At 72.9% G+C, this 15,301-nt stretch carries 16 protein-coding genes; 15 read left to right on the forward strand and 1 reads right to left on the reverse strand.

The window, feature by feature from the left end:
- Positions 1-21: 21 nt before the first annotated feature.
- From ald to OG711_RS30720, 10 genes are all read left to right on the forward strand, one after another.
- Positions 22-1,137, forward strand: coding sequence for an alanine dehydrogenase (gene ald, locus OG711_RS30675; RefSeq protein ID WP_073792356.1), 1,116 nt, complete (start codon positions 22-24; stop codon positions 1,135-1,137).
- Between the two features lie 448 nt (positions 1,138-1,585).
- Positions 1,586-2,707, forward strand: a complete 1,122-nt coding sequence (locus tag OG711_RS30680) for a ParA family protein (protein WP_073792418.1) — start codon at positions 1,586-1,588, stop codon at positions 2,705-2,707.
- Positions 2,692-3,375: a hypothetical protein gene (locus OG711_RS30685; RefSeq protein WP_073792355.1), complete on the forward strand. Its 684-nt coding sequence runs from the start codon at positions 2,692-2,694 to the stop codon at positions 3,373-3,375. Before OG711_RS30680 ends, OG711_RS30685 begins: the two co-directional genes overlap by 16 nt.
- A 163-nt stretch (positions 3,376-3,538) precedes the next feature.
- A complete protein-coding gene (locus OG711_RS30690; protein ID WP_405675046.1) occupies positions 3,539-4,480 on the forward strand; it encodes a segregation and condensation protein A in 942 nt (313 codons plus the stop codon).
- A gap of 17 nt (positions 4,481-4,497) precedes the next feature.
- On the forward strand, positions 4,498-5,151 hold the full coding sequence (gene scpB / locus OG711_RS30695; protein ID WP_099280390.1) for an SMC-Scp complex subunit ScpB: 654 nt from the start codon (positions 4,498-4,500) through the stop codon (positions 5,149-5,151).
- The gene (locus OG711_RS30700) at positions 5,151-6,320 is read left to right on the forward strand and encodes a pseudouridine synthase (protein WP_073792353.1); all 1,170 of its coding nucleotides are present in this window, start codon (positions 5,151-5,153) and stop codon (positions 6,318-6,320) included. The genes scpB and OG711_RS30700 overlap by 1 nt, the downstream gene beginning before the upstream one ends.
- Before the next feature lie 257 nt (positions 6,321-6,577).
- Entirely contained in the window at positions 6,578-7,228 is a 651-nt protein-coding gene (gene pnuC, locus OG711_RS30705; RefSeq protein WP_329561745.1) for a nicotinamide riboside transporter PnuC, read from the forward strand.
- Positions 7,225-8,337, forward strand: a complete 1,113-nt coding sequence (locus OG711_RS30710; RefSeq protein ID WP_329561747.1) for an AAA family ATPase — start codon at positions 7,225-7,227, stop codon at positions 8,335-8,337. Before pnuC ends, OG711_RS30710 begins: the two co-directional genes overlap by 4 nt.
- Positions 8,334-9,245: an NUDIX hydrolase gene (locus tag OG711_RS30715; RefSeq protein WP_329561749.1), complete on the forward strand. Its 912-nt coding sequence runs from the start codon at positions 8,334-8,336 to the stop codon at positions 9,243-9,245. Before OG711_RS30710 ends, OG711_RS30715 begins: the two co-directional genes overlap by 4 nt.
- Positions 9,242-10,297, forward strand: coding sequence for an ADP-ribosylglycohydrolase family protein (locus OG711_RS30720; RefSeq protein WP_329561752.1), 1,056 nt, complete (start codon positions 9,242-9,244; stop codon positions 10,295-10,297). Before OG711_RS30715 ends, OG711_RS30720 begins: the two co-directional genes overlap by 4 nt.
- Positions 10,298-10,417: 120 nt before the next feature.
- Here OG711_RS30720 and OG711_RS30725 read toward each other — a convergent pair whose 3' ends face one another.
- Positions 10,418-11,140: a nucleotidyltransferase domain-containing protein gene (locus OG711_RS30725; protein ID WP_329561754.1), complete on the reverse strand. Its 723-nt coding sequence runs from the start codon at positions 11,138-11,140 to the stop codon at positions 10,418-10,420.
- A 121-nt stretch (positions 11,141-11,261) separates the two neighbouring features.
- On the opposite strand from OG711_RS30725, the gene OG711_RS30730 reads away from it, so the two are divergent.
- The 5 genes from OG711_RS30730 to OG711_RS30750 all read left to right on the forward strand — a co-directional run bounded on the left by OG711_RS30730 (position 11,262) and on the right by OG711_RS30750 (position 15,292).
- A complete protein-coding gene (locus OG711_RS30730) occupies positions 11,262-11,780 on the forward strand; it encodes a YidB family protein (RefSeq protein WP_329561756.1) in 519 nt (172 codons plus the stop codon).
- 494 nt (positions 11,781-12,274) lie between these two features.
- Positions 12,275-12,637, forward strand: a complete 363-nt coding sequence (gene aroH, locus OG711_RS30735) for a chorismate mutase (RefSeq protein WP_073792348.1) — start codon at positions 12,275-12,277, stop codon at positions 12,635-12,637.
- Positions 12,634-13,719, forward strand: coding sequence for a prephenate dehydrogenase (locus OG711_RS30740; protein WP_073792347.1), 1,086 nt, complete (start codon positions 12,634-12,636; stop codon positions 13,717-13,719). The genes aroH and OG711_RS30740 overlap by 4 nt, the downstream gene beginning before the upstream one ends.
- 200 nt (positions 13,720-13,919) lie before the next feature.
- Complete coding sequence (cmk, locus tag OG711_RS30745; RefSeq protein WP_073792346.1) at positions 13,920-14,639, forward strand: (d)CMP kinase; 720 nt, start codon at positions 13,920-13,922, stop codon at positions 14,637-14,639.
- Positions 14,567-15,292: a lysophospholipid acyltransferase family protein gene (locus OG711_RS30750; protein WP_073792345.1), complete on the forward strand. Its 726-nt coding sequence runs from the start codon at positions 14,567-14,569 to the stop codon at positions 15,290-15,292. Before cmk ends, OG711_RS30750 begins: the two co-directional genes overlap by 73 nt.
- Positions 15,293-15,301: the final 9 nt, after the last annotated feature.

Below are 15,301 nucleotides of genomic sequence, written 5' to 3' on the forward strand. Positions count from 1 at the left end.
AGTCAAGGACCGTGATCGACGATGAAGGTCGGCATCCCCCGCGAGGTCAAGAACAACGAGTTCCGCGTCGCCATCACCCCCGCCGGTGTGCATGAGCTGGTGCGCCACGGCCACCAGGTCGTCGTGGAGCAGAACGCCGGTGCCGGGTCGTCGATCACGGACGCCGAGTACGTCGCCGCCGGGGCCGTGATCCTCGCCACCGCCGACGAGGTGTGGGCCACCGCCGACCTGCTGCTCAAGGTCAAGGAGCCCATCGCCGAGGAGTACCACCGGCTGCGCAAGGACCAGACGCTCTTCACGTACCTGCATCTGGCGGCCTCCAAGGAGTGCACCGACGCCCTCGTCGCCTCCGGCACCACCGCGATCGCCTACGAGACCGTCGAGCTGCCGAACCGCGCGCTGCCGCTGCTCGCCCCGATGTCCGAGGTCGCGGGCCGGCTCGCCCCGCAGGTCGGCGCCTACCACCTGATGCGCCCGGCCGGTGGCCGCGGTGTGCTGCCGGGCGGGGTCCCGGGTGTGGCCGCGGGCAAGGCCGTCGTCATCGGTGGCGGGGTCTCCGGCTGGAACGCCGCGACCATCGCCATCGGCATGGGCTTCCACGTCACGCTGCTCGACCGTGACATCAACAAGCTCAAGGAGGCCGACAAGCTCTTCGGCACCCGCATCCAGACCGTCGTCTCCAACTCCTTCGAGCTGGAGAAGGCGTGCCTCGACGCCGACCTCGTCATCGGCGCGGTCCTCATCCCCGGCGCCAAGGCCCCCAAGCTCGTCACCAACGAGCTGGTGTCCCGGATGAAGCCGGGAAGTGTTCTTGTCGACATCGCGATCGATCAGGGCGGCTGCTTCGAGGACTCGCGTCCCACCACGCACGCCGAGCCGACCTTCCCGATCCACGGCTCGGTCTTCTACTGCGTCGCCAACATGCCCGGCGCGGTGCCCCACACCTCCACCTACGCCCTCACCAACGCGACGATGCCCTACATCGTGGAGCTGGCCAACCGCGGCTGGGTCGAGGCGCTGCGCCGTGACCCGGCGCTGGCCAAGGGCCTGAACACCCATGACGGCAAGGTCGTCTACCGCGAGGTCGCCGAGGCCCACGGGCTCGACCACCTGGAGCTCGACACGCTTCTCGGCTGAGCCCGACCGCGCCCGGCGGCGCGGCCGGTGACCTGCGGCGCCGCGCGTCGCGGTCAACGGATGCCGCCAAGCTCACGCGTACGGCCGGACCTTGTGGACGAGGTCCGGCCGTAGGCATGTCGATGTGTGGATCGCGCCACTGTGCGAAGCGCTGTGAGGTGTTCGTACCGACCGGTCCAACTCGCCTCGAACGTAACCCTTTAACCGATTCGTACACCCGTGAACAGCGGTGGAGAGCCGCCGTACGCCCTTGACAGGGGCGGGTTCCGATGCCGACACATCGTGCCGGGTCCGGCGGATTGTGTTGCTGCGGAGCGGTGACACGCCATAGAGTCGCCAACCGTCGGCATGGTGCCACGCTGACCTATCGAGAAGTTTCCTGGTCACCAAGGAGGTAAGACGACTTGTGAATGAGTCGACATTTACTCCCGGGGGTGGTCAACCAGGAATCCCTGGGCGGGGCCAGGGCCCCGTGGGGTTCGAGGCTGTCGGCTCGGTCGCTGTCCGCACCTTCGCAGCCCACCAGCAGAGTCCCCAGCGGATTCAGACAGCACACCAGAGCATGGATGGCCCTCACGTGAACGCCATGGCCGGCGACCGAAACGGCGACAGCCACTTCGCCGACTACGACCTGCCCGACGGGCACTTCTACGACCCCGACGCGGAGTACGAGCCCGACCCGGAGTACGCGGCCACGCTCGCGCCCGACGCGGCACGGCAGCGCCGGGAGCGCATCGGCCCCACGGGCCGCCCGCTCCCGTACTTCCCGATCCCGGGCCCGCTCACCGAGCACGGACCCGCGAAGATCATCGCGATGTGCAACCAGAAGGGCGGCGTCGGCAAGACCACGTCGACCATCAACCTGGGTGCCGCCCTCGCGGAGTACGGACGCCGGGTCCTCCTCGTCGACTTCGACCCCCAGGGCGCCCTTTCGGTCGGCCTCGGGGTGAACCCGATGGAGCTGGACCTGACGGTCTACAACCTGCTCATGGAGCGGGGCATGTCGGCCGACGAGGTGCTGCTCAAGACGGCCGTTCCGAACATGGACCTGCTGCCGAGCAACATCGACCTGTCCGCGGCCGAGGTGCAGCTCGTCTCCGAGGTGGCGCGCGAGTCCACGCTCCAGCGGGCGCTCAAGCCGCTGCTGCCGGACTACGACTACATCGTGATCGACTGTCAGCCCTCGCTCGGTCTGCTGACGGTGAACGCGCTCACCGCGGCGCACAAGGTGATCGTGCCGCTGGAGTGCGAGTTCTTCGCGCTGCGCGGTGTGGCCCTGCTCACCGAGACGATCGAGAAGGTCCAGGAGCGGCTCAACCCGGAACTGGAGCTCGACGGCATTCTCGCCACGATGTACGACTCCCGCACGGTGCACAGCCGCGAGGTCCTCGCGCGCGTGGTGGAGGCGTTCGACGATCACGTGTACCACACGGTGATCGGCCGGACGGTCCGCTTCCCGGAGACCACGGTCGCCGGTGAGCCGATCACCACGTACGCGTCGAACTCCGTCGGTGCCGCCGCCTACCGCCAGCTCGCCAGGGAGGTGCTCGCCCGGTGTCACGCCGAGTGAGTCTGCCGGGAGCCGACGAGTTGTTCCGTACCACCGGGGGGACGGCGCTCCAGTCGTCCTCCCCCAGGCGCCCGCCGAACGGCGGGGCCAGGGTGCCGGGTCCCGCCGCCGAGGGTGACGGGACCGCCGCCGACGGGAGCACGGAGCCGTCGGCGGCTCAGCCGTCCGTACCGTCGCCCGCCCGCTCCCCGCACACGCCGCAGCAGAACGGGCGGCACGGCGAGGGCGCGGCCGAGCACGGTTCCGCGGCCGACGCGGAGGCCGGGGAGTCCCGCACCCGGGGCGCTGAGCGCTCGTCTGACGGCATGGAACAGTCTCCAGGGCATCCTGGGCGCCGTACGGCCCCGGAGGCCGCCACAGGGGCGACAGGGGCCACCGCCACGGCCGGCCGGGGCGCGGTCGCGCCCGCGTCCGGCAGCGCGGCCCGGCGGCGGGGCCGCGCGGCGCGCAGGCCCAGCGGCCGGGAACGCCACGACGAGAAGATCACCGTGTACGTGTCCGCCGAGGAGCTCATGGACCTGGAGCACGCCCGGCTCGTGCTGCGGGGCGAGCACGGTCTCGCGGTGGACCGGGGGCGGATCGTGCGGGAGGCGGTCGCCGTCGTCCTGGCCGATCTGGAGTCACGGGGCGACGCGAGCATCCTGGTACGGCGGCTTCGTGGTCGGTAGCCCTCGGCGGGGGCGACGTGTACTGGGTACGGGACCCGCGGGGTCCGACGGCCACGACGGGTCCGACGGGCTCGGTGGGTCCGAGGCGTCCTGGCGGCCCGGGGAGCCCGGTGGGCCTGCGGAAGAAACGCCTGATGACGCGCTCGTGTCCGATGACGCGCTCGTGCGTGAAGAGGTGCCGGAGGCATCCGGCGGCACGGGCGCCGCGAGCGGGGGCGACACCCGCTTCCAGGTGCGGCTGGTCAACTTCGAGGGGCCGTTCGATCTGCTGCTCCAGCTGATCGCCAAGCACAAGCTGGATGTGACCGAGGTCGCGCTGTCCCGGGTCACCGACGAGTTCATGGCGTACATCCGGGGCCGCGGACCTGACTGGGACCTGGACGAGACGACCGAGTTCCTGGTCGTCGCCGCGACCCTGCTCGACCTCAAGACGGCCCGGCTGCTGCCGACCGCGGAGGTTGAGGACGAGGCGGACCTGGCGCTCCTGGAGGCGCGGGACCTGCTCTTCGCCCGGCTGCTCCAGTACCGCGCCTACAAGCAGATCGCGGACATCCTCGGTGCCCGGCTGGAGGCCGAGGCCCTGCGCCGGCCGCGCACCGTCGGACTGGAACCGCACCACGCGGAACTGCTGCCCGACGTGGTGATCAGCATCGGGCCCGAGGGGTTCGCGCGGCTCGCCGTCAAGGCGATGCAGCCCTGCCCCGAGCCCCAGGTGTACGTGGACCACATCCACGCCCCGCTGGTGAGCGTGCGGGAACAGGCCGCGGCGGTGGTGGCACTGCTGCGGGAACGCGGCGAGACGAGCTTCCAGGAGCTGGTCGCGGACGCGGGCGACACGCTCACGGTGGTGGCGCGGTTCCTGGCCCTGCTGGAGCTCTACCGGGAGAAGGCCGTGGCGCTGGAGCAGGAGGAGGCCCTCGGTGAACTCCTGGTGCGCTGGACCGGCGGCGACGGGGACGAGCCGCCCCGGGTCACGGACGAGTTCGACCGCCCCGCGGACCCGGACGCCCGTGGACGCGCCACCGGCCGATCGGACGGCGACGGTACGGCGGGCGGCGAGGGTGACCAGGGCGGCAGACGCGACAAGGCTGGGAGTGCGGTGTGAGTGACAGGGACGACCACATGGCGGCCGGGGGACCGGCGGGGGCCCGGGACGTCGCCGCGCTGGAGCTGAGGCCCGCGCTGGAGGCCGTCCTGATGGTCGTCGACGTACCGGCCACCGAGGAGCATCTGGCGAAGATCCTCCAGCGGCCCCGGCGGCAGATCGCCGACACCCTTCGGGAGCTGGCCGACGAGTACACCGTCCAGGGGCGCGGCTTCGAGCTGCGCCTGGTCGCGGGCGGCTGGCGCTACTACACCCGGCCGGCCTACGCGGCGGCCGTCGAGGGCTTCGTCCTGGACGGTCAGCACGCGCGCTTGACCCAGGCGGCGCTGGAGACCCTGGCGGTCGTCGCGTACCGGCAGCCGGTCAGCCGTTCCCGGGTCTCCGCGGTGCGCGGGGTGAACTGTGACGGGGTGATGCGGACCCTGCTCCAGCGGGGTCTGACCGAGGAGGCGGGCGCGGAACCCGAAACAGGTGCGATCCTGTACAGGACGACGGACTACTTCCTGGAGCGGATGGGCCTGCGAGGCCTGGACGAGCTTCCGGAGCTCGCGCCCTTCCTCCCGGAGGCGGCGGCGATCGAGGCCGAGACCCAGGAGGGTGTCCCGTCGTTCGATCCGGATGCACCCGATTCCGGGACCTTCGAGCACGCAGACGACAAGACGGAACTTTGATGCGAAGCAGCGGCAGCGGTGGCGGCAGGACCAGCGGACGCGGTGACAACCGCGGCGCGGGTGACGGGCGCGGTAACAGCCGCGGCGCGGGTGGCGGACGCGGCACGGGCGGCGGACGCGGTAACAGCCGCGGCGCGGGCGACGGGCGCGGCGACAAGCAGAAGCGGACCGGGCCCCCGCGCCCGGAGGAGCGGCGCTACGAGGCGGGCGGTTCCGGCGGGTCGGGAGGCGGCTCCCAGGGCGGCGGCACCGGTCCCCGGAGCGGCAAGGGTGCCGCCGCGCGCGGTGGCGCCAAGGGCGGCCCCCGGCAGTCCCCCCAGCCGCGCGGCGGCCGGACGGCTCCGGCGCGCTCCCGCGAGTACGACGCGCGGGCGGAGGAGCGCAACAGGGAGCGGTACGCCGACAAGAAGGACGTGAAGCCCCCGAAGACGTTCCCGGGCGCCGAGCAGGAGGGCGAGCGGCTCCAGAAGGTGCTCGCGCGCGCCGGATACGGTTCCCGGCGGTCCTGCGAGGAGCTGATCGAGAACTCCCGGGTCGAGGTCAACGGCTCCATCGTGATCGAGCAGGGGCTCCGGGTGGACCCCATGAACGACGAGATCAAGGTCGACGGGCTGACCGTGGCCACCCAGTCGTTCCAGTTCTTCGCGCTGAACAAGCCGGCCGGTGTGGTCTCGACCATGGAGGACCCCGACGGCAGGCAGTGCCTCGGTGACTACACGAACAACCGGGAGACCCGGCTGTTCCACGTGGGCCGCCTCGACACCGAGACCGAGGGTGTCATCCTGCTCACCAACCACGGCGAGCTGGCCCACCGGCTGACGCACCCCAAGTACGGCGTCAAGAAGACCTATCTGGCGCACCTCGTCGGACCCATCCCGCGGGACCTGGGCAAGCAGCTCAAGGACGGCATCCAGCTGGAGGACGGCTACGCGCGCGCGGACCACTTCCGGGTCGTGGAGCAGACCGGCAAGAACTACCTGGTCGAGGTGACCCTGCACGAGGGGCGCAAGCACATCGTGCGGCGCATGCTCGCGGAGGCGGGCTTCCCCGTCGACAAGCTGGTGCGGGTGGCCTTCGGGCCGATCACCCTGGGCGACCAGAAGTCGGGCTGGCTGCGCAGGCTGTCCAACACCGAGGTCGGGATGCTCATGCAGGAGGTCGACCTCTAAGGTCCACCGAGTTCCACGCCTGGTGGCGGTACACCGCCCGAGGTGTCCGAAGGCCGGGTCCGGGGAGTTCCCCGGGCCCGGCCTTCGGCGTGTCCCGGCCCGGGCGGGCCCCGCGCACGGGCGGGACCCCACCCGAGGTCCCGCGCGCGGGCGGGCCGGCGGAATTTCCGGTGTGCCGACGGAAATCCCCCGGGCAATCGCCTTGTGGCGGACCCCTCTCCCTCTTTATAGTCGAAGCGACCATTAAGGAGGCGGGTGTGGAACTCGCGAACCTCGTCGAGCCGTTGCAGCGTCCGCTGTTCACCCTGCTCGGCACCCCTGTGAGCTGGACCGAGGTGCTCGGGTTCGGCAGTGGCGCGCTGTGCGTCTGGCTCGTCACCCGGCGGCACATCGCCAACTGGCCCGTCGGCATCGCCAACAACCTGTTCTTCGTCCTGCTGTTCAGCGAGGCCGGGCTGTACGCCGACGCCGGACTCCAACTGGTCTTCATCACCCTCGCCGTGTACGGCTGGCGGACCTGGGCCCACGGGGGTGGTCCTGGCTCCGGCCCCGTCCGGGTGCGGCGCACGAGCCGTACCGAAGGGGTCCTGCTGCTCACGGCGGGGGTGGTGGGCACACTCGCCCTCACCCTGCTCCTGGACCGGGCGACCGACTCCACCGTGCCCTTCTGGGACGCCCTGACGACCGCGCTGTCCCTCACGGCCACCTACGGCCAGTGCCGGGGGCTGGTCGAGTCCTGGTGGCTGTGGATCGCGGCGGACCTCGTCTACATCCCGCTCTACGCGCACAAGGAGCTGTATCTGACATCACTCCTGTACGCCGGATTCCTCGCCCTGTGCGTGATCGGGCTGCGCAACTGGCGGCGCGCCCTGCCCGCCCCCGCGCGCGTCGCCGGGGCCCTGGCATGAGCGCCCGCGCGGGAGGGGCCCACCGCTACCGGCACGGCCTCGTGCTCGGCAAGTTCTATCCACCGCACGCGGGCCACCACCATCTGGTCCGCAGCGCGCTGGAACACTGCGCGGAGGTCACCGTCCTGGTGTGCGCCGCCTCCGTGGAGTCCGTCCCGCTCGACGCGCGCGTGCGCTGGATGGCCGAGGCCCATCCCCGCGCGCGGGTCGTCGGCGTCGTCGACGACATCCCCATGGACACCGGCGACCCCGCGATCTGGGACGCCCATATGGCGGTCTTCCGCTCCGGGCTGCGCGGACTGCCGCACCCCGTGGACGCCGTCCTCACCTCGGAACGGTACGGCGACGAACTCGCCCGCCGGTTCGGCGCCGCGCATGTCTGCGTCGACCTGGAACGCACCGCCTTCCCGGTCTCCGGCACGGCCGTCCGCGCGGACCCGGTCGCCCACTGGGACCGGCTGTCCGGCCCCGTACGGGCGTGGCTGGCCCGCCGGGTCGTCGTGCTCGGCGCCGAGTCCACCGGCACCACCACCCTGGCCCGCGCCCTCGCCGCGCACTACCGGGACCGGGGCGGCGTATGGGCGGACACCCGGTGGGTGCCCGAGTACGGCCGTGAGCACAGCGCCGCCAAGCTCGACGCGCTCCGCGCGCGGTGGGCCGAGGCCCAGTGGGAGGACGTCGAGTTCACCTCCGACGAGTTCCCGGTCATCGCCCGGCGGCAGAACGAACGCGAGGAGGAGGCGGCCCGCGCGGGCTCACCCGTCCTGTTCTGCGACACGGACTCGTTCGCCACGACCGTCTGGCACGAGCGGTACATCGGCGGACGCCGCCCCCAGGTCGAGGAGATCGCCGACCAGGTCGACCACCATCTGTGGCTGCTCACCGACCACCACGGGGTGCCGTTCGAGGACGACGGGCTCCGGGACGGCGAAGAACTGAGACCGTGGATGACTGAACGTTTCCGCGCGGAACTTCTCCGTACCGGACGGAAGTTCATCCAGGTGACCGGCTCGCACGAGGAGCGCGTACGCACCGCCGTGACGGCGGTCGACGCCCTGCTCGCGGCGGGCTGGGACCTCGCCGACCCGCTCCCGGAGAGACAACGATGACGACGCGCCCGGACCAGTCCGCCAGCCGCTCCGACGACCGGAACCCGGCCGCCCGCCCCGACCCCGCAGCCCGCCCCGGCGACCTCGGCGACGCCGGTGACGCCGGTGACGCCGACGGCAGCCCCGGCAGCCTCGGTACCCCCGGCGCGTCCGACGGTGGCCCCGGCGCGCCCGAGGGCGTCCGAGCCCCCGAGGGGTACGACAAGTACGCCTTCGAACCCTTCGCCGTCACCGTCGACCTGGCCGTCTTCACCGTCCGGGACGGCGCGCTCCAGATCCTGCTCGTCCAACGCGGCCAGGAGCCCTATCTGGGCCGCTGGGCGCTGCCCGGCGGCTTCGTCCTGCCGCGTGAGTCCGCCGGGGTGGCCGCCCGGCGCGAGCTCGCCGAGGAGACGGGACTGGCCGCCGACACCGTCGCCGGACTCCACCTCGAACAGCTGCGGACGTACAGCGACCCCGACCGGGACCCGAGGATGCGGGTCGTCTCCGTCGCGTACACCGCGCTCGTCCCCGACCTGCCCGAGCCGCGCGGCGGAGGCGACGCGGCACACGCCCGCTGGGTACCGCAGGGCCGCTGGGAACCCCTCGCCTTCGACCACGACCGCATCCTGGCCGACGCGCGCACCCGCGTCGGCGCCAAGCTGGAGTACACCTCCCTCGCCACCGAGTTCTGCCCGCCCGAGTTCACGCTCGGGGAGCTGCGCCGTGTCTACGAGACGGTCTGGGGCACCTCGCTGGACCCCGCCAACTTCCGCCGCAAGGTCCTCGCCACGCCCGGCTTCGTGGCACCCGTCCCCGGCGCCGCCAGACTCACCGGCGGCCGGGGAAAGCCCGCCGCGCTGTACCGCGCCGGTACGGCCACCGCCCCGCACCCACCTCTGCTGCGCCCGGAAGGACGGCCCGTATGACCGCCTCACCGACCATCACCCCGACATCCCGTGGCCCGCAGCCGGCAAGCGCCGCCACCGGGGCCCTCGTCGGCCTCGCCCTCGGGGACGCCCTCGGCTTCCCCACCGAGTTCAACGACGTTCCGTCGATCCTCGCCAAGTGCGGACCCTGGCGGACGATGGAGCTGCCCACCCCCGCGTTCATCACCGACGACACCCAGATGACGCTCGCTCTCGCGCGCGGGCTACGCACCGCCCAGGAGGGCGGCACCCTCGGACCGCTGCGGATGGAGCGCCCGGTGCGGGAGGAGTTCGTCGACTGGTACCGGTCGCCCGACAACAACCGCGCCCCCGGCCGCACCTGTCTCCAGGCCTGCGACCTTCTCAAGACCGAAAGCCGCGCCTGGCAGGACGCCAGCCAGATCCACTCCAAGGGCTGCGGCGCCAACATGCGCGTCGTGCCCGTCGGACTCGTCCCCGGACTCGACGACGAACAGCGCGCGGGCGCGGCCCAGTTGCAGGCCGCCCTCACCCACGGCCACCCCACCGCGCTCGCCGCGTCCGACCTCACGGCCCACGCCGTACGGCTCCTCGCCCGCGGCGCCGAACCGGCCGGACTCGTCGGGCGCTTGCGCTCGTACGTGTACGAGAACCGCACCCGCTACCACGAGCGCTGGCTGGGCGATCTGTGGAGCCGCGCCGACGACCGGTCACCGCAGGAGTTCATCGCGCGCGGGTGGGACGAGTGCGCGGCCGTGCTCGACCGGCTCCGTGCCGCGCTGCGGTCGCCCTCCCCGGAGACCGACCCCTGCCTCGCCACGGGGGAGGGCTGGATCGCCGAGGAAGCCCTCGCCACCGGACTGCTGTGCTTCCTGCTCTTCCCCGACGAACCGCTGACCGCGCTGCGCCGGGCCGCCTGCACGTCCGGCGACTCCGACTCCCTGGCCTGTCTCACCGGCGCGTTCGCGGGCGCGCACCTGGGCGCCGGTGCGTGGCCCGCGTCCTGGGCCGACCGGGTCGAGCACGCGGGTGAGCTGCGGGAGTTCGGTGCGCTGTGGGACGACGCGGGCTGAGTGGGCCGTAGCCGGTTCGTGCCGGGGCGGGGGCGGCGGGGGTCGCGCCACCCGGACCGGCCGCGCCACCCGAGCCACCTGGACCGCCGTACGTCCAAGCCGTCGGGCCGGGCCGCCCGGCTAACCGGCTGTACCGGCTGCCTCGCTACCTGCCTGAACGCCGGACCGGGCGGACCGGGCGCGGGTCCGGACCAGGAAGTCCTCCACCCGCGCGCGGTCCGGCGCCTCGGGCAGCGGGCTGCGGGACAGCGCCTCGTCCGCCCGGGCCGTCAGACGGTTCATCCGGGCCTGCACCTCGGGCCAGGGCACCTCACCGCGCCGGACCGCGAGCAGCGGCTCGCGGTCCTCCCCCACGTCGAGGGTGAGGGCGCCCGTGCGCAGCAGGGCCTCGCAGCTGCTCAGCAGCCGCAGCAGATGCATCGCGTGCTTCCAGCGCGGCTCACCGTGCCGCCGGACACCCGCCATGAGCTTGTCGCGCTGCCCCAGCGCGTACCCCGTGAACGTCACATGGACCTGCCGGGACAGGAACGCGTCCCGCAGGGACAGCAGCTCGCGTCCGGTGTCGTCCAGCCGCTCGACCAGCGGGGAGTGCAGGCACTCCAGGATGTTGGGATTGGCGCGCAGCGCCAGCTCGCAGAAGCGTTCCAGCTCCCAGCTGAACTGCTCCTCGGCGGGTCCGTCGACATGGGTGGGCGGCTTCTCGAAGCGCCAGAACAGCGGGGTCGGGGCGAGGAACACCCCGCGCCGGTCCGTGTCGCTGGCCCCGGTCGCCAGCCCGAAGGCGCGGGAGCCCATCACACAGGAGTAGATCGTGTGGTCGCGGATCAGGTCTTCGGGCGCCATGCCGGACAGGCTACGGCGTGCGTTCCCCCAGGTGGCGGAGCGGGAGGGATCGGGTGACATTGGCAGGGTCCGCGGCCGGTGTCCCAGTCCAGTGGCCCGGCCCCTCTCGGAAGGCGTGGTCATGGCGGGAAACGATCTGGGAAGCCTGCTCGGCGGACTCCTCGGAGGTGGTCAGAGCGGTCAGGGCGGCTCCGGTGGGGCCGGGAAGATCCTCGGCGCGCTGCTCGGCGCGCTCAGCAGTGGCGGCCAGGCGGGCCAGGCGGGCCAGGCGGGACAGGCGGGACAAACCGGCCAGGCGGGCCAGGTGGCACAAGCGGGACAGGCGGCACCGAGCGGGGCGGCGGGCGGCGGGGGCAATCCGCTGGGTGGTCTGCTCGACCTGCTCCAGAAGTCGGGCCTCGCCGATCAGGCGAGATCCTGGATCGGGACGGGGAACAACCAGCCGGTGAGCGGCGCCCAGGTCAAGGACGCCCTGCCCGACGACACCCTCCGCAAGGTCGCGGACGAGACCGGGGTCAGCACCGACCAGGCCGCCGACCGGATCGCCGAGTCCCTGCCGCAGGCCGTCGACAAGCTCACACCCGAGGGACAGGTCCCGTCGGGCTCCCTGGAGGACGCGATCCGGACCCAGCGGCTGTGACCCCACCGGCGGTGACCCACCGGCGGTGACCCACCGGCGGTGACCCACCGGCGGTGACCCACCGGCGGTGACCCACCGGCGGTGACCCACCGGCTCTGATCCGGCGGCTCTCACCCAGCGCCTGTGACCGGGCGTCCGTGACCAGGCGCCCGTGACCGGGCGGCTCTGATGCGACCGGGCTGATCCGGCCCACAGGCAGTGCCCCACCGGCTGTGCCCCGGGCGCAGACCGGGGCTCCCACCCACCCGGCCGCCGCGACCCGGCCGCCGCGCCCGGACCCGCGACCCGGACCCGGGGGGGGTGCCCGTCTCGGCACCCGGTCGCCCGAACCGGCCCGCTCCCACCTGGCTAGGCTTGTGGCATACGGCGGGCCCCGCCGGGCCGATCCAGGGCCCCAGGTCCGGCCCAGGTCCGGCACCGGGCCTCCCGGCCCGGTCACCTGACCACGGGCGACGGCCCGATCAGCGCCGGACGGACGACAAGGAGCGGTGAGCGTGGCGGTACGAGCGGTCCGCGGAGCGGTCCAACTGGAACGCGACGAGGCCGGGCACATGGCCGAGCGGGTCGGTGAGCTGCTGGGGACGATCCTGGAGCGCAACCGCCTCACCGCGGACGACCTGATCAGCGTCTGGTTCACGGCCACCCCCGATCTGCACAGCGACTTCCCCGCGGCCGCCGCGCGGGGCATCGGCATCCTCGACGTCCCGCTGATCTGCGCCCAGGAACTCGACGTCACCGGGGCGATGCCCCGGGTCGTCCGTGTCCTCGCCCACATCGAGTCCGACCTGGCCCGCCCCGACATCGCCCACGTCTACCTGGGCGCCACCGCTGCCCTGCGCAAGGACATCGCCCAGTGAGAACCGCCCTTGTCATCGGTACCGGTCTGATCGGTACCTCCATCGCCCTCGCCCTCGCGGGCCGGGGCGTCACCGTCCACCTCATGGACCACGACCCGCAGCAGGCGCGTACCGCCGCCGCGCTCGGCGCGGGCACCGACGACCCGCCCGCCGGGCCGGTGGACCTCGCGATCGTCGCCGTCCCGCCCGCGCACGTGGCCGCGACCCTCGCGGGCGTGCTGCGCGACGGGGCCGCGCGGGCCGCGCTCGACGTCGCCAGCGTGAAGGGCGGGCCCCGGCGCGAGCTGGAGGCCCTCGGGGTCGACCTCTCCGCGTACATCGGCACGCACCCCATGTCCGGGCGGGAGAAGTCGGGGCCGCTCGCCGCCACCGACAACCTCTTCGAGGGGCGCCCCTGGGTGCTCACCCCCACCCGGGACACCGACACCGAGGTGCTGAACGTCGCGCTGGAACTGGTCTCGCTGTGCCGCGCGGTGCCCGTCGTGATGGACGCGGACGCCCATGACCGGGCGGTCGCGCTGGTGTCGCACATGCCGCATCTGCTGGCCAGCCTGGTGGCTGCGCGACTGGAGCACGCGGAGGAGTCCGCGGTACGGCTCAGCGGCCAGGGCATCCGCGATGTGACCCGGATCGCCGCGTCCGAGCCCCGGATGTGGATGGACATCCTGGCCGCCAACCCCGGCCCCGTCGCGGATCTGCTCTCGGAGGTGGCCGCCGATCTCGACGACACGGTACGGGCGCTGCGGGCGCTCCAGTCGTCGGACCAGGAGAAGCGGCTCGGTGGCGGGCTCGCGGTCGAGGGTGTGCTGCGCCGGGGCAACGCCGGGCAGTCCCGGGTGCCCGGCAAGCACGGGTCGGCCCCCGCGTCGTACGAGAGCGTCGTCGTGCTGATCGGGGACGAGCCGGGCCAGCTCGCCCGGATCTTCGCGGACGCCGACCGGGCCGGGGTGAACATCGAGGACGTCCGGATCGAGCACGCCACCGGGCGCCAGGAGGGCCTGGTCCAGCTGATGGTCGTCCCCGCCGCGATGCCCGCCCTGATCGTGGCCCTGCGCGAGCGCGGCTGGTCCCTGCGCCAGTGACCCCGCGTCCCGCCCCGGGTGACCCGGCACCGGGTACGGGTGACCCGGCGCGGCGGGGGCGGGCGGGTCCGGCGCGGCGGGGCCGGGCGGGCGTGGCCGTCCCCGGGGTGAGCGGTCAAGGCGTCCCCGCCGGAACCAGTAACCTTGTGCGAGGCCGACGATCGGCCCACCCACCCCGCTCCACACCTGGAAGGTGCCCCGTGGAAACCGTCGCCGGAAGCCCCGCAGTCATCGTCGCGATCGACGGTCCGTCCGGCACGGGCAAGTCCAGCACCTCCAAGGCCGTCGCCGCCCAGCTCGGGCTCCGCTACCTGGACACCGGTGCCCAGTACCGGGCGATCACCTGGTGGATGGTGCACCACGGCGTCGACATCACGGACCCCGCGGCGATCGCCGCCGTGGCCGGGCAGCCGGAGATCGTGTCCGGTACCGACCCGGCCGCCCCGACGATCAGCGTCGACGGCACGGATGTCGCCGGGCCGATCCGTACCCAGGAGGTCACGGCGAAGGTCAGCGCGGTCAGCGCGGTGCCCGAGGTGCGCACCCGGATCACCGAGCTCCAGCGCACCATCGCCCGCGCCGCCGAGGGCGGCATCGTGGTGGAGGGCCGGGACATCGGTACGACCGTCCTGCCCGACGCCGATCTCAAGATCTTCCTCACCGCCTCCCCGGAGGCCCGCGCCGCCCGCCGCAGCGGGGAGCTGAACGGTGCCGATGTGAAGGCCACCCAGGAGGCCCTGGTCAAGCGGGACGCGGCGGACTCCAGCCGGAAGACGTCCCCGCTCGCCAAGGCCGGCGACGCGGTCGAGGTCGACACCACCGACCTCACCCTCCAGCAGGTCATCGAGTGCGTCGTCACCCTGGTCGAGGAGAGGCGCGAGGGGAAGACCCTCGTCGAGGGCAAGCGGGCCGCACGGTGACGCCCGGGGTCCAGGTCCCCTCGACGCGGAGCGCCGATCTCGGCCGCCGGATCGGGGTCGGCCTGATGTACGGGCTGTGGAACCCGAGGGTGCTCGGCGCCTGGAAGGTGCCCGTCGGCGGTCCCGTGATCTTCGCGGTCAACCACTCGCACAACATCGACGGTCCGATGCTCATGGGCACCGCGCCCCGGCCCGTGCACTTCCTGATCAAGAAGGAAGCGTTCATCGGCCCGCTCGGCCCCTTCCTGGAGCGCATCGGCCAGCTCAAGGTGGACCGCTCCATCGCCGACCGGTCCGCGATCACCCGGGCCCTCGGGGTGCTGGAACAGGGCGGCGCCCTCGGGATCTTCCCGGAGGGCACCCGGGGCGAGGGCGACTTCGCGTCGCTGCGCGCGGGGCTCGCGTACTTCGCGGTCCGCAGCGGTGCCGCGATCGTCCCGGTCGCGGTGCTCGGCAGCACGGAGCGCCGCAGCAGACTGATACGGGCGGTGCCCCCGCTGCGCAGCCGGGTCGACCTGGTGTTCGGGGACCCGTTCCAGGCGGGCGACGGCAGTGGACGGCGGACCCGCACGGCGCTCGACGAGGCGACGGTCCGCATCCAGGAGCACCTGACCACCCACCTGGAAAACGCCAGGCGGCTCACCGGCCGCTAGGCGACACTT

This window comes from Streptomyces uncialis (genome assembly GCF_036250755.1).
GTDB classification, from domain to species: domain Bacteria; phylum Actinomycetota; class Actinomycetes; order Streptomycetales; family Streptomycetaceae; genus Streptomyces; species Streptomyces uncialis.